This is a genomic window from Microvirga terrae, from assembly GCF_013307435.2.
Classification (GTDB): Bacteria; Pseudomonadota; Alphaproteobacteria; order Rhizobiales; family Beijerinckiaceae; genus Microvirga; species Microvirga terrae.
On record NZ_CP102845.1, the window covers coordinates 1,932,336 to 1,953,864 of the forward strand.

The following is a 21,529-nucleotide window of genomic DNA, read 5'->3' on the forward strand; positions in this document are numbered from 1 at the left end:
CGGTAAAGGCCGGAATGCGGAGAGGGCGCCTCGTCGGCGCCCTCGGCCATGATCAAAGGACGAAGTAGCTTTTTGTGATCGACCCGACCTTCTGGAGCGTAAGTTCGAAGTCGGCGAGGCTGTCGCCGTTCACGTCGGCCTCGATATACGACGTGTAGGAGATGCGACCGTCCTCGTCCTCGCTCTCGAACACGTCGTAGCGGAGTTGTCCCTTCTCGCCCGAGAACTCGGCGGTGCCGATGAACGTGAAGGCCTGATTGCCTGCGATGCCGGTCTTGGCATCGATCTTCGAGAGATCGATCTTGTCGCCTTGCGATCGCGAGAAGTCGGTGACGACGTCGTTGTTGTAGCCTCTGGAATCAGACACCGACTTGAATACGAACCTGTCGGCTCCCTTCCCGCCCGACAGCCAATCGGCACCGCCGCCGCCGGTCAACGTGTCGTTGCCATTGTAGCCGCTGAGGGAATCGTCGAACCTGCCGCCGGTGATCTCATCCCGGCCCGAGAGAGCCGAACGGAGGATCTTGAGATCGTCCGCGGTCGAGTACGTGGAGGCCGCGTCGACGAGCTTCGTGACGGCGATGTTGACTCCGGTCAGAGAGGCGACCTTTCGTCCCCCGTCGACGCCGGTGTATCCGGTCACCGTCCCGCCGGACGGAATGCCATCGGGCGTGTAGGTGAAGCCGTGTCCGTCGAATTTGTCCCAGGACCGCTTCAACGTGCCGTAGACGGCCTTGAATGTCGTCGACGAGCGCTCGAAGCTGTCAGCGCCCACCAGGTTGCTCAGATCAAAAAGATACGGCTGAAACCCGTAGGTTCCAGACCAGGTGAATTTGGCCATGACTACACCCCCCATTCCGTAACGTAAGATTCGGATTCTGAACCTGTAATCGGAAAGTCTGAAAGCACCCATAACGGGTCCGTGCATCCACACCTCGTCTGTGAGGAGCGGTCCATCGCCTGCGAGCCCTCGGCGGGGCCTCGCCTCGATCTGCACGACCCGGGAATAACCGCCCTCCCTCGATCGTTATCCTAATCCGTTACGATGGGGGCATACGATGAATGCCGACGACACGCGATCGCTTTGGCTTGCCTTGCTGGCTGCGCTCGGGCTGAGTTTCCTGGCCTTGCTGGTTGCCGTGTATCTGAGCGTCGTCATGAACTGAGGCGCTTTCGACGCGATCGTTGGCATTGCGCTACGGCCTGCCTCGGGTCCCTCATCGACCCGCGGGATGAAGGCGTTTGGCCGATCGTGCTGCCGTGGTCGCGCCCCGTCAGGCGCGCCTCGACGCCTGTCGACGGGCGCATGGCGTCCGAAATTTCCGTGAATGCCGAAGGGTTTGCTGCCCGTCGAAGGGATGTGGTGCCGGTGGAGAGGATCGAACTCCCGACCTTCGGTTTACAAAACCGCTGCACTACCGCTGTGCTACACCGGCCGACGTCACAGGTGCTCAGGTAGCAGTCCGGGAGGCGGGACGCAAGTTCCACACAAACGTAAATATTAAGTGTCCTGGCACACCGAAACCAACCCCGAATTCTGGAATTGTCTGGAAAACCTGATCACGGAGTTGGTGTCATGAAGACCTCAGGGGCTTCCGCTCGTAGACGATTTTCGCCGCTCGGCGGCGGTCTGAAAATCATGGCCGTTCTGGCCGTTTCATTGGGCTTCGGTTTCGCCGCGCAGCGCACGGATGCCGCTCATGCGGGTCACGGCGTGGCGGCCAAGCCCAACCGACAGATGGAAGCGTCGGTACGGGAGCCGGTGACCCCGGTTGCCGCGAAGGATGTGGAGATCACGTCGTCCATCGAGACGAGATCGCCGGACAACGGGACCTGCAGCATTTCCCGCAAGCGCCTTTTCGTCGAGGGCGAGGGTTGGATCGTCCGTCGCGTGACGACCTGCTACTGAGACGGTCCGGCTGCCAGGGCCAAATGAAAAGCCCCGCCTCTCGGCGGGGCTTTCCTCGTAGAACCGTCGGAAGGATTATCGGCGTGTGCCGACGCCTTCGAACGTCATGATGTCCCGGTCCTTCGTTTCCGGCACGAACAGGAGGCCGACCACGAAGGTTACCAGGGCGATCACGATCGGGTACCAGAGGCCGTAATAGATGTCGCCCGTGGCCGCCACCATCGCGAAGGCGGTCGGAGGCAGCAGGCCGCCGAACCAGCCGTTGGCGATGTGGTAGGGCAGGGACATCGCCGTGTAGCGGATGCGGGTGGGGAAGAACTCTACCAGAGCCGCGGCGATCGGGCCGTACACCATCGTGACGTAGATCACGAAGATGGTCAGGATGCCGATGGCCTTGAGCGCCTGAGCGTTCCCGAGAGCGTTGAAGAACCCGCTGACCTTCAGGATGCTTGGATCGCCGGCCTTCGGATAGCCGGCCGCCGCAGCGGCCTCGCTGAAGGCCGTGATGTTGGCCGGAACCGCCGGCGCGATGGGCGCCTCGGTGCCGTTGAACGTCACCTTGACGGGGGAGCCGGCCGCGGCCGGAACGAGCTCGTACTTGATGGCCGCGCGGGCCAGGGCCACGCGAGCCACGTCGCACGGGGCCGTGAAGCTCCGGATGCCCACCGGATCGAACACGGAGCCGCAGGTGGCGGGATCAGCCACGACCTGGACTTTGGCGGTCTCGAGCGCCTGGGCCAACCGTGGGCTGACGACGTTCGTGAGGGCGCCGAAGAGCGGGAAGTAGGTGATCGCCGCAATCAGGCAGCCGCCGAGAATCACCGGCTTGCGGCCGATCTTGTCGGACAGGGCGCCGAAGATCACGAAACCGGCCGTTCCGAGGATCAGCGACCAGGCGATCAGCACGTTCGAGGAGAGCAGATCGACCTTCAGGATGCTCTGGATGAAGAACAGGGCGTAGAACTGCCCCGTGTACCACACCACGGCCTGGCCGATGGCAAGGCCGACCAGGGCGATCAGCACCATCTTGAGGTTGCTCCACTGGCCGAAGGCTTCCTTCAGCGGGGCCTTCGACTGCGTGCCTTCTTCCTTCATCTTCTTGAAGGCCGGCGATTCGTTCATCTGGAGACGGATCCAGACCGAGATGCCGAGCAGCACGACCGAGAGCAGGAACGGAATGCGCCAGCCGGCGATCGGCCAGCCCTCACCGGTCTGAAAGCCCTGCTCGCCCATCCAGGTGCGCAGCACGAGGATCACCACCAGGGACAGGAGCAGGCCGACCGTGGCCGTGATCTGGATGAAGCTGGTGTAGAAGCCGCGGCGGCCCACCGGGGCGTGTTCGGCCACATAGACGGCGGCACCGCCGTATTCCCCGCCGAGCGCCAGGCCCTGGAGCATGCGCAGCGCGATCAGGACCACCGGGGCGATCCAGCCGATCTGGTTGTAGCTGGGGAGCAGGCCCACGAGGAAGGTCGAGCAGCCCATAATCAGGATGGTGACCAGGAAGGTGTATTTCCGGCCGACGAGGTCGCCGATGCGGCCAAACACGATGGCCCCGAACGGACGCACCAGGAAGCCGGCCGCGAAGGCCAGCAGGGCGAAGACGTTACGGGTCGTCACGTCGAAGGCGGAGAAGAACTGCGCGCCGATGATCGTGGCGAGCGAGCCGTAAAGGTAGAAGTCGTACCATTCGAAGACGGTACCGAGAGAGGAGGCCAGAATGACCTTCTTTTCCTCCCGCGTCATCGGCCGCGTCGCGGCGGCCGAATGAGGCGTGGTAGTTGCTGTTGCCATAGGGTTCCCTTCCATTCGTATGCCCGGTGATCCGGGTTCTTGGCCGCAGGCCTGTCGGGCAGGCTCTGGGCCGAGGCCTCGTGACTGCGACAGGCAGTCAAGAATTCCATCGAACGGGAGGCTAACTCCGGCCTTTCTTTCCACAATTCACAATTGGTATTTGCGACTTCCGTCTAAGAAGTCTCGCGGCTAGGGGAATCCATCAACAGTCGCAGATACTTAGGGGAACGCTCGGCTTTACTTCCGAGCGCCCCTGGAAGCTCCTTTGACCACAGCATAAAGGCAGATCGCGGCGGCGTTGGAAACGTTCAGGCTCTTGATCGCGCCCGGCATGTCGAGCCGGCCGATGACGTCGCAGCACTCCCGCGTCCTCTGACGCAGTCCCTTGCCCTCCGACCCCAGCACGAGCACTACGGGCAGGTCGATCTCGACCTCGTCCAGACTCGCGTCGCCGGAGGAATCGAGTCCGATTCTCTGGAAGCCGCGCTCGCCCAGCGCCGTCAGCGTGTCTCCGAGGTTGCGCACGATCATGAAGGGCACGTGCTCGAGACCGCCGGACGCGGACTTGGCCAGCACGCCCGTGGCAGCCGGGCTGTGCCGGGCCGTGGTGATGATCGCCTCCACGTCGAAAGCGGCGGCCGTGCGGACGATGGCCCCGACATTGTGCGGATCGGTGATCTGGTCGAGGGCCAGGACCACCCGCTTGCCGCTCAGGGTATCGACCGAGGGCGAGGGCAGGGGATCGGCCTCGGCATAGAGGCCCTGATGCACCGCGTCCGGCTCCAGGAGGCGGTTGATCTCGTCCGGTCGGACGATCTCAGGTTCGATAGGCAGCGGCGCCTCCAGCTCCTCGCTCAGGCGCCTGGCGGAGTTTTCGGTGGCCAGGAGGCGTCGAATCGTCCGCTTTCCGTTGCGCAGGGCTTCGACGACGGGATGGAAGCCATAGAGGATCGTGGTGTCGATCTCGAAATTCGGTCGTCTGGCCTGGGGATCGCGGCGACCGGATTTTCCATGTGGGCGCTGGAATCTCGGCTTGCGGGAGTGGGGCGGGCGGTCGCTCATGCTGTTTGGATCTCGTGTAGTGACGCAAGGCGGCATAGCACAGAGCGGGCCGGTCCACGACCCGTCCGATTTCGTTGAGCTTTGAGGTTGACACCGGCCATGCAGGTCACCATAAGAGCGCCACGGAGCGCTCGGCCTCGCCAGGCGCTCTGCAGAACAGCCTCGGCGTTTTGCGTTCGGGTTGGGTCTCAAGGGGGAATGTCCCGAGCGGCAAAGGGGGCGGACTGTAAATCCGCTGGCTATGCCTTCGTAGGTTCGAGTCCTACTTCCCCCACCACCCAATCAGAAGGGCATGCGGGTGTAGCTCAATGGTAGAGCAGCAGCCTTCCAAGCTGAATACGAGGGTTCGATTCCCTTCACCCGCTCCACCTTCCGCGACGCGACCAGCCCAGCTTGTATTTTTGGCCCCGAGCGCCTTTATACAGGCCGAACCCGCCCGGTGAGGATGTGCGTGACGGTTCTCTCCATGGCAGGCCCATGGAGCGGGTTATCAGGCACAAGGTTTTGCAATATCGAAATTGGCTCTTGCACAAAGAGCCTAACCGCAATATCGGACGCCCCTGGGTTTTTTGTTCCTGGCCTATGCAAGGTAGAGATCAATGGCGAAGGAAAAGTTTCAGCGCAATAAGCCGCACTGCAACATTGGGACGATTGGTCACGTGGACCATGGCAAGACGTCTCTGACGGCGGCGATCACGAAGGTTCTGGCGGAGTCGGGCGGGGCGACGTTTACGGCGTACGACCAGATCGACAAGGCTCCGGAAGAGAAGGCGCGCGGCATCACGATCTCGACCGCGCACGTGGAGTACGAGACCACGAACCGGCACTACGCCCACGTGGACTGCCCCGGTCACGCCGACTACGTGAAGAACATGATCACGGGTGCGGCGCAGATGGACGGGGCGATCCTGGTGGTGTCGTCGGCTGACGGCCCGATGCCGCAGACGCGCGAGCACATCCTGCTGGCGCGCCAGGTGGGCGTTCCGGCCCTGGTGGTGTTCATGAACAAGGTCGACATGGTGGACGACGCCGAGCTGCTCGACCTGGTTGAGCTGGAGGTGCGCGAGCTTCTGTCGAAGTACGACTTCCCGGGCGACGACATCCCGATCGTGAAGGGCTCGGCCCTGTGCGCTCTGGAGGACCGTTCGCCTGAGATCGGCCGGGACCGGGTTCTCGAGCTGATGGCCGAGGTGGACCGCTACATCCCGCAGCCGGAGCGTCCGGTGGATCTGCCGTTCCTGATGCCGATCGAGGACGTGTTCTCGATCTCGGGCCGCGGCACGGTGGTGACGGGTCGCGTCGAGCGCGGCATCGTGAAGGTCGGCGAGGAAGTGGAGATCGTGGGTCTGCGCGACACGCAGAAGACCACGGTGACGGGCGTCGAGATGTTCCGCAAGCTGCTCGACCAGGGCCAGGCGGGCGACAACGTGGGCGTTCTGCTGCGCGGCACGAAGCGCGAGGACGTGGAGCGCGGCCAGGTGCTGTGCAAGCCGGGCTCGATCAAGCCGCACACGAAGTTCAAGGCCGAGGCCTACATCCTGACGAAGGAAGAGGGCGGTCGTCATACGCCGTTCTTCGGCAACTACCGTCCGCAGTTCTACTTCCGCACGACGGACGTGACCGGCGTGGTGAAGCTGCCTGAGGGCACCGAGATGGTGATGCCGGGCGACAACATCACCATGGAAGTGGAGCTGATTGCTCCGATCGCCATGGAAGAGAAGCTGCGCTTCGCCATCCGCGAAGGCGGCCGTACCGTCGGCGCCGGCGTCGTCGCCGCCGTGATGGACTAATACCGATCCAGGTGGCGGGATCCCGCCACCTGTTGACCGCCGGAGGAGTGTAGCTCAATCGGCTAGAGCACCGGTCTCCAAAACCGGGGGTTGGGGGTTCGAGTCCCTCCACTCCTGCCAGCGGTCGACAAAGCGGGCGTTTTGCGTTAGAGAGGCGCCCCGTAGATGGTTTGAACAGGTGGCGCGAGGCTCGAAAAGCAGCCTCGCGCCCCTTCAATTTGGGCTCAAGCATGCCCATAGAGGACGTTCGCAGCCTCCCTCAAGGTGATGTGGACGTTAAGGAAATGGCGAAGACGAACCCGTTCGATTTCATACAGCAGGTCCGCTCGGAAGCCGCGAAGGTGACCTGGCCGACGCGCAAGGAGACCATGATCACGACCGCTATGGTGTTCGTGATGGTGGTAGTGGCCAGCCTGTTCTTCCTGGTCGTCGATCAGGCGATCGGCTGGGGCGTTCGCTCGGTGATCCTTGGGCTTGGCGGTTAAGAGGCGCATGCAATGACGAAGCGTTGGTACATCGTCCACGCCTATTCCAACTTCGAGAACAAGGTCGCCCAGTCGATCAAGGACCAGGCGGCGCAGCGCGGGCTTGAGGACAAGTTCGACGAGGTCATGGTCCCGACCGAGAAGGTCGTCGAGGTGCGCCGCGGCCGCAAGGTCGACACCGAGCGCAAGTTCTTCCCGGGCTACGTGCTGGTGAAGTGCGATCTCACGGACGAGGTCTACCACCTCATCAAGAATACCCCCAAGGTCACGGGCTTCCTGGGCGCCGACAAGTCCAAGCCTGTTCCGATCCCGGACCGCGAGGCCGAGCGGATCAAGGGCCAGGTGGCCGAAGGTGTCGAACACCCGAAGCCGTCCGTCAGCTTCGAGGTCGGCGAGCAGGTGCGCGTCTCCGACGGTCCGTTTGCCTCCTTCAACGGCGTCGTCGAAGAAGTCGACCATTCCCGGGCCCGCCTCAAGGTGGCGGTCTCCATCTTCGGCCGCGCTACCCCGGTCGAACTCGAATACGGCCAGGTCGAAAAGATCTGACTGGACGGAAGCGGCGCCCGAGCGGTGCCGCTTTCCAGGCTCCCTGACAGGAGCCTTCATCCGCGGGAGGTCTGCCCGGTCGCCAGCCGGGGCGAACAGGCTGCACCGCGATCTGCAACTGCCATTCCGCTCGGTTGGCGCCGGGCGGTTGGTCCATTGGGAGCAGTCCTATGGCAAAGAAAATCTCGGGCTACGTTAAGCTTCAAGTGCCCGCAGGCGCAGCTAACCCGTCGCCGCCGATCGGTCCGGCGCTCGGTCAGCGCGGCCTGAACATCATGGAATTCTGCAAGGCCTTCAACGCGAAGACCTCGCAGATGGAGAAGGGCACCCCGATCCCGGTGATCATCACCGCGTACCAGGATCGTTCCTTCACCTTCGAGATGAAGCAGCCCCCGGTCTCGTATTGGCTCAAGAAGGCCGCGAAGATCGACAAGGGTTCGCAGACCCCCGGCAAGGGCGGCAATGTCGGCCGCGTGACCCGCGACCAGATCCGCGAGATCGCCGAGAAGAAGATGGTCGATCTCAACTGCGACACCGTTGAATCCGCCATGGCCATGATCGAGGGCTCCGCGCGCTCGATGGGCATGGAAGTGGCGTAAGGAGGGCATGATGGCTGCAAACGAAGGTAAGCGCATTCGCGCGGCCCGCGAGGGCATCGAGGTCACCAAGCTCTACCCGATCCAGGACGCGGTGAAGCTGATCAAGGAACGCGCCAAGGCGAAGTTCGACGAGACCATTGAGGTCTCGATGAATCTCGGTGTCGATCCCCGCCACGCCGACCAGATGGTCCGCGGCGTCTGCAACCTGCCGAACGGCTCCGGCCGGACGGTTCGCGTTGCCGTGTTCGCCCGCGGCGCCAAGGCCGACGAGGCCAAGGCTGCCGGTGCCGATATCGTCGGCGCAGAGGAGCTTTTCGAAACCGTCAACGGCGGCACGATCGATTTCGACCGCTGCATCGCCACTCCGGACATGATGCCGCTCGTCGGCCGCCTCGGTAAGGTTCTCGGCCCGCGCGGCCTGATGCCGAACCCGAAGGTCGGAACGGTCACCATGGACGTGAAGGGCGCCGTCGAGGCCGCCAAGGGCGGCGCCGTCGAGTTCCGCGTCGAGAAGGCCGGCATCGTCCATGCCGGTATCGGCAAGGCATCGTTCGACGAAGGCAAGCTCGTGGAGAACATCAAGGCTTTCGCCGATGCGGTCTCCCGTGCGAAGCCCACGGGCGCCAAGGGCACCTACATCCAGCGCGTCGCGATCTCCTCGACGATGGGCCCGGGCGTGAAGGTCGATCCCTCCTCGGTGATCGGCGGCTGAACAAGCCCATCCCCATGAAAACTGAGAAAGCCCGGCCGTTGCGCCGGGCTTTTTCGTTTCCGAGTCCCTTTCAGGTCCATCTTCGTGCAAAAAACACCCGGTGGGATGTCGATCAGGCCGGTGTCCGTTCGTCGTACGGGCAGGAGAGCCTGTACGGCCTCCCCAATCAAGGAGACGAGACGATGCGCGTGATGGTGATGGTGAAGGCCACCGAGGACAGCGAAGCGGGCGTGATGCCGACGACCGAACTCTTCGAGGCTATGGGGCGATTCAACGAAGAGCTGGTCAAAGCCGGGATTCTCCTGGCCGGCGACGGGCTCAAGCCGTCATCGCAGGGCAAGCGGGTCGCTTTCGACGGCCCGAGCCGCACCGTCATCGACGGGCCCTTCGCCGAAACCCGCGAACTGGTCGCCGGCTTCTGGGTCTGGGAGGTCAAGGACATGGCCGAGGCGGTCGAGTGGGTGAAGCGCTGCCCAAACCCGATGTTCGGCCCGAGCGAGATCGAGATCCGGCCGTTCTACGAGATGGCCGATTTCGGCGATGTCGTGACCCCGGACATCGCCGAGCGGGACAAGCAGCTCCGTGCGAAGACCCCAGGGATGTGAGCCCGTCAATGATCGGCCCGGACGTCCAGCGGCCACTTGAGTGAAGCCATGACGGCCGCCGATATCCGCCGGGCGATCGAGGCGATCTTCCGGATCGAGCGGGCCAGGATCATCGCGGTCCTGGCCCGGATGCTGCGCGACGTGGAGCTCGCCGAGGAGTTGGCGCAGGATGCCTTCGTGACGGCCCTGTCCGAATGGCCGAAAGCCGGCGTTCCGGCCAATCCCGGTGCCTGGCTGACCGCCGCGGCCAAGCGTCGGGCCATCGACCGGCTGCGGCGTGACCGGATGCTGGTCCGCAAGCACGCGGAGATCGGCCGTGATCTGTCGGAACCGGACGGGGCCGGCATGGAGGCGCTCGAGGCCGCCATGGACGACGATATCGGGGACGAGCTTCTGGGCCTGATCTTCGCAGCCTGCCATCCGGTTCTGTCTCCCGACGCCCGGGCGGCCCTGACCCTGCGCCTGATCGGCGGGCTGACCACGGAGGAAATCGCCCGCGCCTATCTTGCGAGCGAGGCCGCTGTCGCTCAGCGCATCGTTCGGGCGAAGAATGCGCTCGGCGCGGCTGGCCTCTCCTTCGAGGTGCCGCGGGGCAGGGAGCGGCAGGAGCGTCTCGGATCGGTCCTCGAGGTCGTGTACCTGATCTTCAACGAGGGCTATGCGGCCACGTCCGGGCCCGATCTCACCCGTCCGACCCTCTGCGTCGAGGGTCAGCGCCTGGGCCGCATCCTGGCCGGCCTGGCACCCGACGAGCCGGAGGTCTTCGGCCTTCTGGCGCTCATGGAGATCCAGGCCTCGCGCCTGTCGGCCCGCCTCCACCCGGACGGCATGCCGATCCCCCTGACCGAGCAGAACCGTGCCCGCTGGGACCGGCTCCTGATCGGCCGGGGCCTGGCCGCCCTCGACCGTGCCCGGGCGCTGGGCGGCGCAAACGGACCTTATGCCCTTCAGGCCGCGCTCGCCGCCTGTCACGCTCGGGCGAACCGGGCGGAGGAGACCGACTGGCGCAGGATCGCCGGCCTGTACGACGACCTCCGCGCTGTGATGCCCTCGCCGGTGGTCGATCTCAACCGGGCGGTGGCTCACAGCATGGCGTTCGGCCCGGAGGCCGGCCTGACGCTGTTGGACCGGATCGATCCCGCCGCCTTGCCCCGCTATGCCCCGCTGCCCGCGGCAAGGGGCGATTTCCTGCTCCGGGCCGGCCGGGCGGCCGAAGCCAGGGTTCAGTTCGAACTCGCGGCGTCGCTGAGCGGTAACGAGCGGGAGAGAGCCTTTCTCCTTGGACGGGCAGTCATCTGCCGGGCGAGGGAGGGCTGAGCGATCTGCCGCGGATGGCAAGCAACCGCCGGTGCTGGAAGGCTGCGGCCCTGGCGACCCCTTGAAAGGGCAGCCGGCCGCCATCACATTGTTGCACATGGAAGCGTTCAGGCGGGCATTCCGGCTCTGCCGAGATGACGCAACGTCAATTAGTTCCCCGAGGCGGGAAATTTCCTCTTGGCAAATGCTTCAAAAAGGCTTAATAGAACGCGTTGAGTTTCCAACATAGGCCGAGGCTCGCTTTTGCGCGGGCTTCTGGCTGCGAATCCGTCCCGGAGACGGGGCGGTGACAAGCCGGCGAGCCAAAGGGTGACCTTTGGCGCGTTCCGGCTATGTCCTGTCCGAGACTGCAGGTGCCGGCTTGCCGGTTTAATTCGAAAGGGCCTGCATAGACGGGGAAGCCGAGTTTGACACCTGTTCAACGCAGGTGAAGAGAGTCGGTTCGAACCATCTCACCCGGTGCGCCGCCAGGCGTCATTTGGGGGACAGGGCTTGCGAGAGCGTCGTTCAGGGATGCCCTCGGATGCAAGTCCGGGCCTTGAACGGCAAATGCAACCGGCGGACATATCCGCCAACCGGAGAGAGCCCAGTGGAAAGAGCAGCAAAGCGCGAGCTCGTCTCGACTCTCAACGACGTGTTTAACACCACGAGCGTTGTCGTCGTCGCCCACTATGCTGGTCTCACGGTCGCCGACATGCAGAAGCTGCGCGCGCAGATGAAGCAGGCCGGCGCCACCGTGAAGGTCGCAAAAAACAGCCTCGCCAAAATCGCTCTCGAAGGCAAGGACGTCGCGTCCATCTCGGGCCTCATGAAAGGTCCGACCCTGATCGCTTACTCGAGCGATCCGGTCGCGGCGCCCAAGGTCGCTGTTGATTTCGCCAAGGCTAACGAAAAACTCGTGATCCTCGGCGGCGCAATGGGAACGACCGCCCTGAACGTGGACGGAGTGAAGGCGCTTGCCACTCTGCCGTCCCTCGATGAACTGCGCGGCAAGTTGGTCGGCCTCATCCAGGCCCCGGCCACCAAGATCGCTCAGCTCAGCACTGCGCCGGCGGCGAAGCTCGCCCGCGTGTTCGGGGCCTATGCCAAAACAGGCGAAGCGGCGTGAGGCCGTAACCTCAACCATCAAACCGTTCGAACTGAACTTTAAGGAACTAAGAAATGGCTGATCTTGCCAAGCTCGTTGACGATCTGTCGTCGCTGACCGTTCTCGAGGCCGCCGAGCTCTCGAAGATGCTCGAAGAGAAGTGGGGCGTCTCCGCTGCCGCGGCTGTTGCCGTTGCGGCCGCTCCGGGCGCCGGTGGCGCTGGCGCTGCTCCGGCCGAAGAGCAGACCGAGTTCACGGTCGTCCTGGCTGCTGCCGGCGACAAGAAGATCGAGGTCATCAAGGAAGTCCGTGGCATCACGGGCCTGGGCCTGAAGGAAGCTAAGGACCTCGTCGAAGGTGCGCCGAAGCCTGTCAAGGAAGGCGCTTCCAAGGACGAAGCCGAGAAGATCAAGGCGACCCTCGAGAAGGTCGGCGCCAAGGTCGAGCTTAAGTAATTTTGCGGCCCTTCAGGGCTGCAGGGTTACCCCCGAGAAATCGGGCTCAAAAACACACGGTCCCAAGCAATTTCGCTTGGGGCCGTTGTGTCGTCAAAGAGGCCAAGCTTCGGTGACGGCATTTTTGGAAGGGCTCGCCGCGAGCCCGGATTGGTTCGAAAAACCGGCGCTTTTGGCCGGGCGGCTAATCGAGAAGCCTGACCCACCGGGGTTCTCGATTAGCCGTGTATGAGGAACGAGGTCCAGATGGCCAACACACTGATCGGCCGGAAGCGCATTCGCAAGTTCTTCGGGAAAATCAAGGAAGTGGCGGAGATGCCGAACCTGATCGAGGTTCAGAAGGCATCCTACGACCAGTTCCTGATGGTCGAAGAACCAAAGGGTGGCCGGCCGGAAGAGGGCTTGCAAGCCGTCTTCAAATCGGTTTTCCCGATTTCGGACTTTTCGAATACTGCCCTGCTCGAGTTCGTGAAATACACGTTCGAGCCGCCGAAATATGACGTGGACGAGTGCCGTCAGCGGGGCATGACCTTCGCTGCGCCGCTCAAGGTCACGCTGCGCCTCATCGTGTTCGATGTGGACCCGGACACCGGCGCCCGCTCCGTGAAGGACATCAAGGAGCAGGACGTCTACATGGGCGACATGCCGCTCATGACGGATAACGGCACCTTCATCGTGAACGGCACCGAGCGCGTCATCGTCTCCCAGATGCACCGCTCCCCGGGCGTGTTCTTCGACCACGACAAGGGCAAGACGCACTCCTCGGGCAAGCTGCTGTTCGCCGCCCGCATCATCCCCTATCGCGGGTCCTGGCTCGACATCGAGTTCGACGCCAAGGACATCGTCTATGCACGTATCGACCGCAAGCGCAAGATCCCGGCCACGTCGCTGCTCTACGCCCTGGGACTCGACGGGGAGGAGATCCTCAACACCTTCTACAACCACGTCATCTACACCCGCGACGGCGACGCCTGGTCGGTGCCGTTCGACGCCGAGCGCATGAAGGGCTTCAAGGCCTCCGTGGACCTGGTCGACGCCAAGTCCGGAGAGGTCGTGCTCGAGGCCGGCAAGAAGCTGACGGCGCGCGCCGCCCGCCAGCTCGCCGAGAAGGGCCTCAAGAACCTGCGCGCCTCGGACGAAGACCTGTACGGCCAGTACATCGGCGAAGACCTCGTGAACCCCTCGACGGGCGAAATCTACGCCGAAGCGGGTGACGAGATCACCGAGAAGCTGCTCAAGGGTCTGGAGGATGCCGGGTTCACCGAAATCCCGGTGCTCGACATCGACCACGTCACGGTCGGTCCGTACATCCGCAACACCCTTGCCATCGACAAGGCTTCCTCCCGCGAGGACGCCCTGTTCGACATCTACCGCGTCATGCGTCCGGGCGAGCCGCCGATCCTCGAGACGGCGGAAGCCATGTTCAACTCGCTGTTCTTCGATCCCGAGCGCTACGACCTCTCGGCGGTCGGCCGCGTGAAGATGAACATGCGCCTCGACCTCGACGCCGAGGACACCGTGCGCACCCTGCGCCGCGAGGACATCCTGGCGGTCACGAAGGCGCTCGTGGACCTGCGCGACGGCAAGGGCGAGATCGACGACATCGACCACCTCGGCAACCGCCGCGTGCGTTCGGTCGGCGAGCTCATGGAGAACCAGTACCGCCTGGGTCTGCTCCGCATGGAGCGCGCGATCAAGGAGCGCATGTCCTCCGTCGATATCGACACGGTCATGCCGCAGGACCTGATCAACGCGAAGCCGGCGGCTGCCGCGGTGCGCGAGTTCTTCGGATCTTCGCAGCTGTCGCAGTTCATGGACCAGACGAACCCGCTGTCCGAAGTCACGCACAAGCGTCGCCTTTCGGCCCTCGGCCCGGGTGGTCTGACCCGCGAGCGCGCCGGATTCGAGGTGCGCGACGTGCACCCGACGCACTATGGCCGCATCTGCCCGATCGAGACGCCGGAAGGCCCGAACATCGGTCTGATCAACTCGCTCGCGACCTTCGCCCGCGTCAACAAGTACGGCTTCATCGAGACGCCGTTCCGCCGCGTCCGCGACAGCCGCGTGACGGACGAGGTGATCTACCTCTCCGCCATGGAGGAGGCGAAGTACAACATCGCCCAGGCCAACTCGCCGCTCGACGGCCAGGGGACCCTGACGGAAGAGCTCGTGATCTGCCGCCGTGCCGGTGAAAACATCGTGGCGGCTCCCGATCGCGTCGACCTGATGGAAGTGTCGCCGAAGCAGCTCGTGTCGGTGGCGGCCGCGCTCATCCCGTTCCTCGAGAACGACGACGCGAACCGCGCCCTCATGGGCTCGAACATGCAGCGCCAGGCCGTGCCTCTGGTCCAGGCGGACGCTCCGTTCGTCGGCACCGGCATGGAGGCCGTCGTGGCCCGCGACTCGGGTGCCGCCATCGCGGCCCGCCGCACCGGCGTGGTCGACCAGGTGGACGCGACCCGTATCGTGATCCGCGCGACGGAGAACACCGATCCGACCCGTCCGGGCGTCGACATCTACCGCCTGCAGAAGTTCCAGCGCTCCAACCAGTCGACCTGCATCACGCAGAAGCCGCTGGTGCGTGCCGGCGACCTCGTGCGCAAGGGCGACATCATCGCCGACGGTCCCTCGACCGAATACGGCGAGCTGGCGCTCGGCCGGAACGTGCTCGTCGCGTTCATGCCGTGGAACGGCTACAACTTCGAAGACTCGATCCTGCTCTCCGAGCGGATCGTGAAGGAAGACGTCTTCACCTCGATCCATATCGAAGAGTTCGAGGTGATGGCCCGTGATACGAAGCTGGGTCCTGAGGAGATCACGCGCGACATTCCGAACGTGTCGGAGGAGGCGCTGAAGAACCTCGACGAGGCCGGCATCGTGTATATCGGGGCCGAAGTCCATGCGGGCGACATCCTGGTCGGCAAGATCACCCCGAAGGGCGAGAGCCCGATGACGCCGGAAGAGAAGCTTCTGCGCGCCATCTTCGGCGAGAAGGCCTCGGACGTCCGCGACACCTCGCTGCGCGTGCCCCCGGGCGTGACCGGCACCATCGTGGAAGTCCGCGTCTTCAACCGTCACGGCGTCGACAAGGACGAGCGCGCCCAGGCCATCGAGCGCGAGGAGATCGAGCGTCTCGCGAAGGACCGCGACGACGAGCAGGCGATCCTCGATCGCAACACCTATGCGCGTTTGGCCGAGATCCTCTCGGGCCGGAGCGCCGTTGCGGGCCCGAAGGGCTTCAAGAAGGACACGCAGATCAGCCGCGAGCTCCTCAACGAGTACCCGCGGTCGCAGTGGTGGCAGTTCGCGGTCGAAGACGATGCTCTGATGACCGAGATCGAGGCCATGCAGAAGCAGTACGACGAGTCGAAGAAGCGCCTCGAGCAGCGCTTCCTCGACAAGGTCGAGAAGCTGCAGCGCGGCGACGAGCTGCCTCCGGGCGTCATGAAGATGGTCAAGGTCTTCGTGGCTGTGAAGCGCAAGATCCAGCCCGGCGACAAGATGGCCGGCCGTCACGGCAACAAGGGTGTCGTGTCGCGGATCGTGCCGATCGAGGACATGCCGTTCCTGGAGGACGGCACCCACGCGGACATCGTGCTCAACCCGCTGGGCGTGCCGAGCCGCATGAACGTGGGCCAGATCCTCGAAACGCACCTGGGCTGGGCTGCCGCCGGTCTCGGCAAGCAGGTCGCGCAGGCCGTCGACGCCTACATGAAGTCGGGCAAGTCGCAGGGTCTGCGGGAGCAGCTGGTGTCGATCTACGGCAACCTGCCGGAGATCGAGGAGGCTTCGGACGAGGAACTCGTCGAGCTCGGCAACAAGCTGCGCCGCGGCGTCCCCTTCGCCACGCCCGTCTTCGATGGTGCCAAGGAGGCGGATATCGAGGCGATGCTCGAGAAGGCCGGCCTCAACCCGTCGGGTCAGGTGACGCTCTATGACGGACGCACGGGCGAGTCGTTCGACCGCAAGGTGACCGTGGGCTACATCTACATGCTGAAGCTCCACCACCTCGTGGACGACAAGATCCACGCCCGCTCGATCGGCCCCTACAGCCTCGTCACCCAGCAGCCGCTGGGCGGCAAGGCCCAGTTCGGCGGCCAGCGTTTCGGCGAGATGGAGGTCTGGGCTCTGGAAGCGTACGGCGCCGCCTACACGCTCCAGGAAATGCTCACGGTCAAATCGGACGACGTGGCCGGCCGTACGAAGGTCTACGAGGCCATCGTGCGCGGCGACGACACCTTCGAGTCGGGCATTCCGGAGAGCTTCAACGTTCTCGTGAAGGAAATGCGCTCGCTCGGCTTGAATGTGGAGCTGACCAACTCCAAGCGCGCCGCCAACGAGCAGGAGCAGCTGCCTCCGTCCGAGGCCGCCGAATAAGCGCCTCCGGCGCATCAAGTTTGACGTTCGGCCGCGGCTTTCCTGCCGCGGCCCCATGCAATTGCCGGTGAGGGTGCTTATGTAAGCGCCCTTCAGCCCAGGAGACGGCGATGAATCAAGAGGTCATGAATCTCTTCAACCAGACGGCCCAGCCGCAGAGCTTCGATCAGATCAAGATCTCGATCGCGAGCCCTGAGAAGATTCTGTCCTGGTCCTATGGCGAGATCAAGAAGCCGGAGACCATCAACTACCGTACGTTCAAGCCCGAGCGCGACGGCTTGTTCTGCGCGCGCATCTTCGGTCCCATCAAGGACTACGAGTGCCTGTGCGGCAAGTACAAGCGCATGAAGTACAAGGGCGTCATCTGTGAGAAGTGCGGCGTCGAGGTGACGCTGGCCCGCGTCCGTCGCGACCGCATGGGCCACATCGAGCTCGCCGCGCCCGTCGCGCATATCTGGTTCCTGAAGTCCCTGCCGAGCCGCATCGGTCTGCTGCTCGACATGACCCTGAAGGATCTGGAGCGCATCCTCTATTTCGAGTCCTACATCGTCGTCGATGCTGGCCTGACGCCCATGAAGGACCGTCAGCTCCTCACTGAGGAGGAGTATATCCGTGCTCAGGACGAGTACGGCGAGGACTCGTTCACGGCCATGATCGGCGCGGAGGCCATCCGCCGGATCCTGCAGGAGCTCGACCTCGAGAAAACCGCGCAGGAGATCCGCGAGGAGATCGCCGTCACCACGTCGGAGCTCAAGCCCAAGAAGCTCATGAAGCGCCTCAAGATCATCGAGGCCTTCGTCCAGTCCGGCAACAAGCCGGAATGGATGATCATGACGGTCGTGCCGGTGATCCCGCCGGATCTGCGTCCGCTCGTGCCGCTCGACGGCGGCCGCTTCGCGACCTCGGACCTGAACGACCTCTATCGCCGCGTCATCAACCGCAACAACCGCCTGAAGCGCTTGATGGAGCTGCGTGCGCCGGACATCATCGTCCGGAACGAGAAGCGCATGCTCCAGGAGGCGGTTGACGCACTGTTCGACAACGGCCGCCGCGGCCGCGTCATCACGGGCGCCAACAAGCGTCCGCTGAAGTCGCTCGCCGACATGCTGAAGGGCAAGCAGGGCCGCTTCCGCCAGAACTTGCTCGGCAAGCGCGTCGACTACTCGGGCCGTTCGGTCATCGTGGTCGGTCCGGAGCTCAAGCTGCACCAGTGCGGCCTGCCGAAGAAGATGGCGCTCGAGCTGTTCAAGCCGTTCATCTATGCCAAGCTCGACGCGCGGGGCCTCTCCGCCACCGTCAAACAGGCGAAGAAGCTCGTCGAGAAGGAGAAGCCGGAAGTCTGGGATATCCTGGACGAGGTCATCCGCGAGCATCCGGTGCTCCTGAACCGCGCCCCGACTCTCCACCGCCTCGGCATCCAGGCCTTCGAGCCCACCCTCATTGAGGGCAAGGCGATCCAGCTGCATCCGCTCGTCTGCGCCGCGTTCAACGCGGACTTCGACGGTGACCAGATGGCCGTCCACGTGCCGCTCTCGCTCGAGGCCCAGCTCGAGGCCCGCGTGCTGATGATGTCGACGAACAACATCCTGCACCCGGCCAACGGTCAGCCGATCATCGTGCCGTCGCAGGACATCGTTCTCGGCCTCTACTATCTCTCCATCGTGTCGGACGGCCAGCCCGGCCAGGGCAAGGCCTTCGCCGACATGGGCGAGATCGAGCACGCCCTGAACGAGAAGGTCATCACGCTCCACACGAAGATCCGCTACCGCTGGGAAGGCCTCGGCGAGGATGGTCAGCCGGTCTCCAAGATCGTCGATACCACCCCCGGCCGCGTGATGCTCTCGCGCCTCCTGCCGAAGCACCCGATGCTCCCCTTCGACGTCGTGAACAAGCTCATGACGAAGAAGGAGATCTCCAACATGATCGATGCCGTCTACCGGCATTGCGGTCAGAAGGAGTCGGTGATCTTCTGCGATCGCATTATGGGTCTCGGCTTCTACAACGCGTTCCGCGCCGGCATCTCGTTCGGCAAGGACGACATGGTGATCCCGGAGAACAAGTGGGAGATCGTCGAGGAGACTCGTGCCCTCGCGAAGGACTACGAGCAGCAGTACCAGGACGGTCTCATCACCCAGGGCGAGAAGTACAACAAGGTTGTCGACGCCTGGGCGAAGTGTTCTGACCGCCTCGCTGCCGAGATGATGAACCGGATCTCGACGGTCCAGAAGGACGATCAGGGTCGCGACAAGCCGGTGAACTCGATCTACATGATGTCCCACTCGGGCGCTCGTGGTTCGCCGGCACAGATGAAGCAGCTCGCGGCGATGCGCGGCCTCATGGCCAAGCCGTCGGGCGAGATCATCGAAACGCCGATTATCTCGAACTTCAAGGAAGGCCTCGACGTTCTCGAGTACTTCAACTCGACTCACGGCGCCCGAAAGGGGCTGGCCGACACCGCGCTCAAGACGGCGAACTCGGGCTACCTGACCCGCCGCCTCGTGGACGTGGCGCAGGACGCGGTCATCCGTGAGCCGGATTGCGGCACCGAGAGGGGAATCCGCATGCGGGCCATCATCGACGCCGGCCAAGTGGTCGCGTCGCTGGCCTCCCGCATCCTCGGCCGCTCGACCGCCGAGGACCTGGTGGCTCAGGACGGCACCATCATCGTGCCCCAGGGCACGATGATTGAGGAGCATCATCTCGAGGCGATCGGCGCTGCCGGCATCCAGGAGGTGAAGATCCGCTCGGTGCTGGTCTGCGAGTCCAAGAACGGCGTCTGCGCCACCTGCTACGGCCGCGACCTGGCCCGGGGCACCCCGGTCAACCACGGCGAGGCGGTAGGCGTCATCGCCGCGCAGTCGATCGGTGAGCCGGGCACGCAGCTGACCATGCGCACCTTCCACATCGGCGGTGCGGCCCAGATCGCGGATTCGTCCTTCATCGAGTCGAGCTTCGAAGGCAAGATCGGCTTCCGCAACAAGAACATTGCGCGCAACTCCGACGGCGACCTCGTCGTCATGGGCCGCAACGTGGCTGTGGTGATCATCGGCCAGGACGGCACCGAGCGGGCGGTTCACCGCCTGCAATACGGTTCCCGTCTGAAGGTCGACGAGGGCGACACGATCAAGCGCGGCCAGCGCATCGCCGAGTGGGACCCCTATTCCCGTCCGATCCTCACGGAGATCGACGGTACGGTGGGCTACGAGGACCTGGTCGACGGCGCATCGATGATCGAGTCGATGGACGAGTCGACCGGCATCGCCAAGCGCGTGGTCATCGACTGGCGCGGATCTCCGCGTACGGCCGATCTGCGTCCGGCGGTGGTCATCCAGGGCGCCGGCGGCAAGGTGGCCAAGGTCGCCCGCGGCGGCGACGCCCGCTACCTGCTGCCCGTCGACGCAATCCTCGCGTCCGATCCGGGCTCGAAGGTCAAGGCCGGCGACATCCTCGCCCGCGTCTCGACCGAGAGCGCCAAGACCCGCGACATCACGGGCGGTCTGCCGCGCGTGGCGGAGCTGTTCGAGGCCCGTCGTCCGAAGGACGCGGCCATCATTGCGGAGAAGTCCGGCACGATCCAGTTCGGCCGCGACTACAAGAGCAAGCGTCGCCTAACGCTGAACCCGCACGATGGCTCCGAGCCGGTGGAGTACCTGATCCCGAAGGGCAAGCACATCCACCTGCAGGACGGCGACGTGGTCGAGGTCGGCGACTTCATCGTCGACGGCAACCCTGCGCCCCATGACATCCTCGCGATCAAGGGCGTCGAGGAGCTGGCTGCCTACTTGGTGAACGAGATCCAGGAGGTCTATCGCCTCCAGGGCGTGCTCATCAACGACAAGCACATCGAGGTGATCGTTCGCCAGATGCTGCAGAAGGTCGAGATCACCGAGGGCGGCGATTCCGAGCTGCTCAACGGCGAGCAGGTCGATCGCCTCGAGTTAGAGGAGATCAACGAGCGTCTCGTGGCCGAGAAGAAGAAGCCCGCCGAAGGCGTGCCGGTTCTGCTCGGTATCACCAAGGCCTCGCTGCAGACCCGCTCCTTCATCTCGGCGGCGTCCTTCCAGGAGACCACCCGCGTCCTTACGGAGGCGGCGGTCAACGGCAAGGTCGATACCCTCGAGGGCCTCAAGGAGAACGTCATCGTCGGCAGCCTGATCCCGGCCGGCACCGGCGCGCTCACCGCTCAGGTCAAGGCCGTCGCGACCCATCGCGACGAGCTGATCCTGCAGCAGAAGCGCTCCGAGTCCCAGGCTCAGGTCAGCGAACTGCCTCCGGCAGCCGAATAAGGCTGCAGAGCTTCGGTACGACTGGAAAGGCCGCCTCCGGGCGGCCTTTTCGTGTCCGGCAGGGGCGAGGCGGAACGGCTGCCAAGCTTGGCGGCTTCCGCGGGGCCGAGCCCACCCGACCCTTGCACCCGCCGTCCCCGCTCCCACATACAAGTGAAGCCCGGCGACAAGCCTCCCGGTCGGTTCCTTTCCGATTGGTTAGCGGAAACCAGTTGACTTTCCGCGACTCGGACGCTAGAGAGACCGGACTTTCCGGCTGGCCGTAGGTTTTCGCCAGTCGAAGCGCCTAGCTTCGACCGATGCGACCTAAACGCTGCCGAACTCAACCTTGACTGACACATGTCAGATTTAGGGCACGACCGCGGTGACGAAAATCGTGGTCCTCTGCAATCGCACCGCGCCAGGGGCTTACCCGAGTCAATGGCGTGGCTTCGCTTTGTGCAACCCAAAAGGTCCGCAGAAGCGGGGCGCAGCGTTCAACCGTTGAAGACACTCAGAAGGCCAC

The 21,529-nt window shown here is 64.2% G+C and carries 15 protein-coding genes and 4 tRNA genes; 15 read left to right on the forward strand and 4 right to left on the reverse strand.

Translation table 11 applies throughout. The annotated features are described in order from the left end of the window. Positions 1–52 precede the first annotated feature (52 nt). The gene (locus tag HPT29_RS09110) at positions 53–841 is read right to left on the reverse strand and encodes a calcium-binding protein (protein ID WP_173947582.1); all 789 of its coding nucleotides are present in this window, start codon (positions 839–841) and stop codon (positions 53–55) included. A gap of 520 nt (positions 842–1,361) precedes the next feature. Next, positions 1,362–1,436, reverse strand: a tRNA-Thr gene (locus tag HPT29_RS09115). 140 nt (positions 1,437–1,576) lie between these two features. On the opposite strand from HPT29_RS09115, the gene HPT29_RS09120 reads away from it, so the two are divergent. Then, on the forward strand, positions 1,577–1,909 hold the full coding sequence (locus HPT29_RS09120; protein WP_173947581.1) for a hypothetical protein: 333 nt from the start codon (positions 1,577–1,579) through the stop codon (positions 1,907–1,909). A gap of 75 nt (positions 1,910–1,984) precedes the next feature. Here the strand turns inward: HPT29_RS09120 and HPT29_RS09125 are convergent, their stop codons facing one another. Together HPT29_RS09125 and HPT29_RS09130 are read right to left on the reverse strand one after the other, a co-directional pair. Further along, positions 1,985–3,703 carry an MFS transporter gene (locus HPT29_RS09125; RefSeq protein ID WP_173947580.1) on the reverse strand — a complete coding sequence of 573 codons (1,719 nt, stop codon included), beginning with the start codon at positions 3,701–3,703 and terminating at the stop codon, positions 1,985–1,987. Between the two features lie 237 nt (positions 3,704–3,940). Further along, positions 3,941–4,765 (reverse strand): TrmH family RNA methyltransferase, encoded by an 825-nt coding sequence (locus HPT29_RS09130; protein WP_173947579.1) that lies wholly within the window; start codon positions 4,763–4,765, stop codon positions 3,941–3,943. Positions 4,766–4,957: 192 nt separating this feature from the next. Between HPT29_RS09130 and HPT29_RS09135 the strand changes: the two genes are divergently transcribed. From HPT29_RS09135 to rpoC, 14 genes are all read left to right on the forward strand, one after another. Continuing rightward, positions 4,958–5,042 (forward strand) — tRNA-Tyr (locus HPT29_RS09135). A 17-nt stretch (positions 5,043–5,059) separates the two neighbouring features. Next, positions 5,060–5,133, forward strand: a tRNA-Gly gene (locus HPT29_RS09140). A 231-nt stretch (positions 5,134–5,364) separates the two neighbouring features. Next, positions 5,365–6,555, forward strand: coding sequence for an elongation factor Tu (tuf, locus tag HPT29_RS09145; RefSeq protein ID WP_259060525.1), 1,191 nt, complete (start codon positions 5,365–5,367; stop codon positions 6,553–6,555). A 43-nt stretch (positions 6,556–6,598) separates the two neighbouring features. Further along, positions 6,599–6,675: transfer RNA gene (locus tag HPT29_RS09150), tRNA-Trp, on the forward strand. 164 nt (positions 6,676–6,839) lie between these two features. Beyond that, positions 6,840–7,040, forward strand: a complete 201-nt coding sequence (gene secE / locus HPT29_RS09155) for a preprotein translocase subunit SecE (protein WP_173945259.1) — start codon at positions 6,840–6,842, stop codon at positions 7,038–7,040. Positions 7,041–7,052: 12 nt separating this feature from the next. Continuing rightward, positions 7,053–7,586, forward strand: coding sequence for a transcription termination/antitermination protein NusG (gene nusG / locus HPT29_RS09160; RefSeq protein WP_173945258.1), 534 nt, complete (start codon positions 7,053–7,055; stop codon positions 7,584–7,586). 170 nt (positions 7,587–7,756) lie between these two features. Then, entirely contained in the window at positions 7,757–8,185 is a 429-nt protein-coding gene (gene rplK, locus HPT29_RS09165) for a 50S ribosomal protein L11 (RefSeq protein ID WP_152718393.1), read from the forward strand. 10 nt (positions 8,186–8,195) lie between these two features. Continuing rightward, a complete protein-coding gene (gene rplA, locus HPT29_RS09170; RefSeq protein WP_173945257.1) occupies positions 8,196–8,897 on the forward strand; it encodes a 50S ribosomal protein L1 in 702 nt (233 codons plus the stop codon). 182 nt (positions 8,898–9,079) lie between these two features. Further along, positions 9,080–9,502 (forward strand): YciI family protein, encoded by a 423-nt coding sequence (locus HPT29_RS09175; RefSeq protein ID WP_173945256.1) that lies wholly within the window; start codon positions 9,080–9,082, stop codon positions 9,500–9,502. Positions 9,503–9,550: 48 nt separating this feature from the next. Next, positions 9,551–10,819: an RNA polymerase sigma factor gene (locus HPT29_RS09180; protein ID WP_173945255.1), complete on the forward strand. Its 1,269-nt coding sequence runs from the start codon at positions 9,551–9,553 to the stop codon at positions 10,817–10,819. 589 nt (positions 10,820–11,408) lie between these two features. Further along, positions 11,409–11,927: a 50S ribosomal protein L10 gene (rplJ, locus tag HPT29_RS09185; RefSeq protein WP_173945254.1), complete on the forward strand. Its 519-nt coding sequence runs from the start codon at positions 11,409–11,411 to the stop codon at positions 11,925–11,927. Positions 11,928–11,980: 53 nt separating this feature from the next. Next, the gene (rplL, locus tag HPT29_RS09190) at positions 11,981–12,361 is read left to right on the forward strand and encodes a 50S ribosomal protein L7/L12 (protein WP_173945253.1); all 381 of its coding nucleotides are present in this window, start codon (positions 11,981–11,983) and stop codon (positions 12,359–12,361) included. Between the two features lie 246 nt (positions 12,362–12,607). Further along, positions 12,608–16,738, forward strand: coding sequence for a DNA-directed RNA polymerase subunit beta (gene rpoB, locus HPT29_RS09195; protein WP_173945252.1), 4,131 nt, complete (start codon positions 12,608–12,610; stop codon positions 16,736–16,738). Between the two features lie 110 nt (positions 16,739–16,848). After that, positions 16,849–21,024 (forward strand): DNA-directed RNA polymerase subunit beta', encoded by a 4,176-nt coding sequence (rpoC, locus tag HPT29_RS09200; RefSeq protein WP_173945251.1) that lies wholly within the window; start codon positions 16,849–16,851, stop codon positions 21,022–21,024. Positions 21,025–21,529: the final 505 nt, after the last annotated feature.

Coding starts and splice junctions, on each gene's coding strand:
- rpoB (WP_173945252.1), top strand. CDS start 12,608: ATGGCCAACACACTGATCGGCCGGAAGCGCATTCGCAAGTTCTTCGGG.
- nusG (WP_173945258.1), top strand. CDS start 7,053: ATGACGAAGCGTTGGTACATCGTCCACGCCTATTCCAACTTCGAGAAC.
- rpoC (WP_173945251.1), top strand. CDS start 16,849: ATGAATCAAGAGGTCATGAATCTCTTCAACCAGACGGCCCAGCCGCAG.
- HPT29_RS09130 (WP_173947579.1), bottom strand. CDS start 4,765: ATGAGCGACCGCCCGCCCCACTCCCGCAAGCCGAGATTCCAGCGCCCA.
- HPT29_RS09110 (WP_173947582.1), bottom strand. CDS start 841: ATGGCCAAATTCACCTGGTCTGGAACCTACGGGTTTCAGCCGTATCTT.
- tuf (WP_259060525.1), top strand. CDS start 5,365: ATGGCGAAGGAAAAGTTTCAGCGCAATAAGCCGCACTGCAACATTGGG.
- HPT29_RS09125 (WP_173947580.1), bottom strand. CDS start 3,703: ATGGCAACAGCAACTACCACGCCTCATTCGGCCGCCGCGACGCGGCCG.
- HPT29_RS09180 (WP_173945255.1), top strand. CDS start 9,551: ATGACGGCCGCCGATATCCGCCGGGCGATCGAGGCGATCTTCCGGATC.
- HPT29_RS09175 (WP_173945256.1), top strand. CDS start 9,080: ATGCGCGTGATGGTGATGGTGAAGGCCACCGAGGACAGCGAAGCGGGC.
- HPT29_RS09120 (WP_173947581.1), top strand. CDS start 1,577: ATGAAGACCTCAGGGGCTTCCGCTCGTAGACGATTTTCGCCGCTCGGC.
- rplK (WP_152718393.1), top strand. CDS start 7,757: ATGGCAAAGAAAATCTCGGGCTACGTTAAGCTTCAAGTGCCCGCAGGC.
- rplL (WP_173945253.1), top strand. CDS start 11,981: ATGGCTGATCTTGCCAAGCTCGTTGACGATCTGTCGTCGCTGACCGTT.
- rplA (WP_173945257.1), top strand. CDS start 8,196: ATGGCTGCAAACGAAGGTAAGCGCATTCGCGCGGCCCGCGAGGGCATC.
- secE (WP_173945259.1), top strand. CDS start 6,840: ATGGCGAAGACGAACCCGTTCGATTTCATACAGCAGGTCCGCTCGGAA.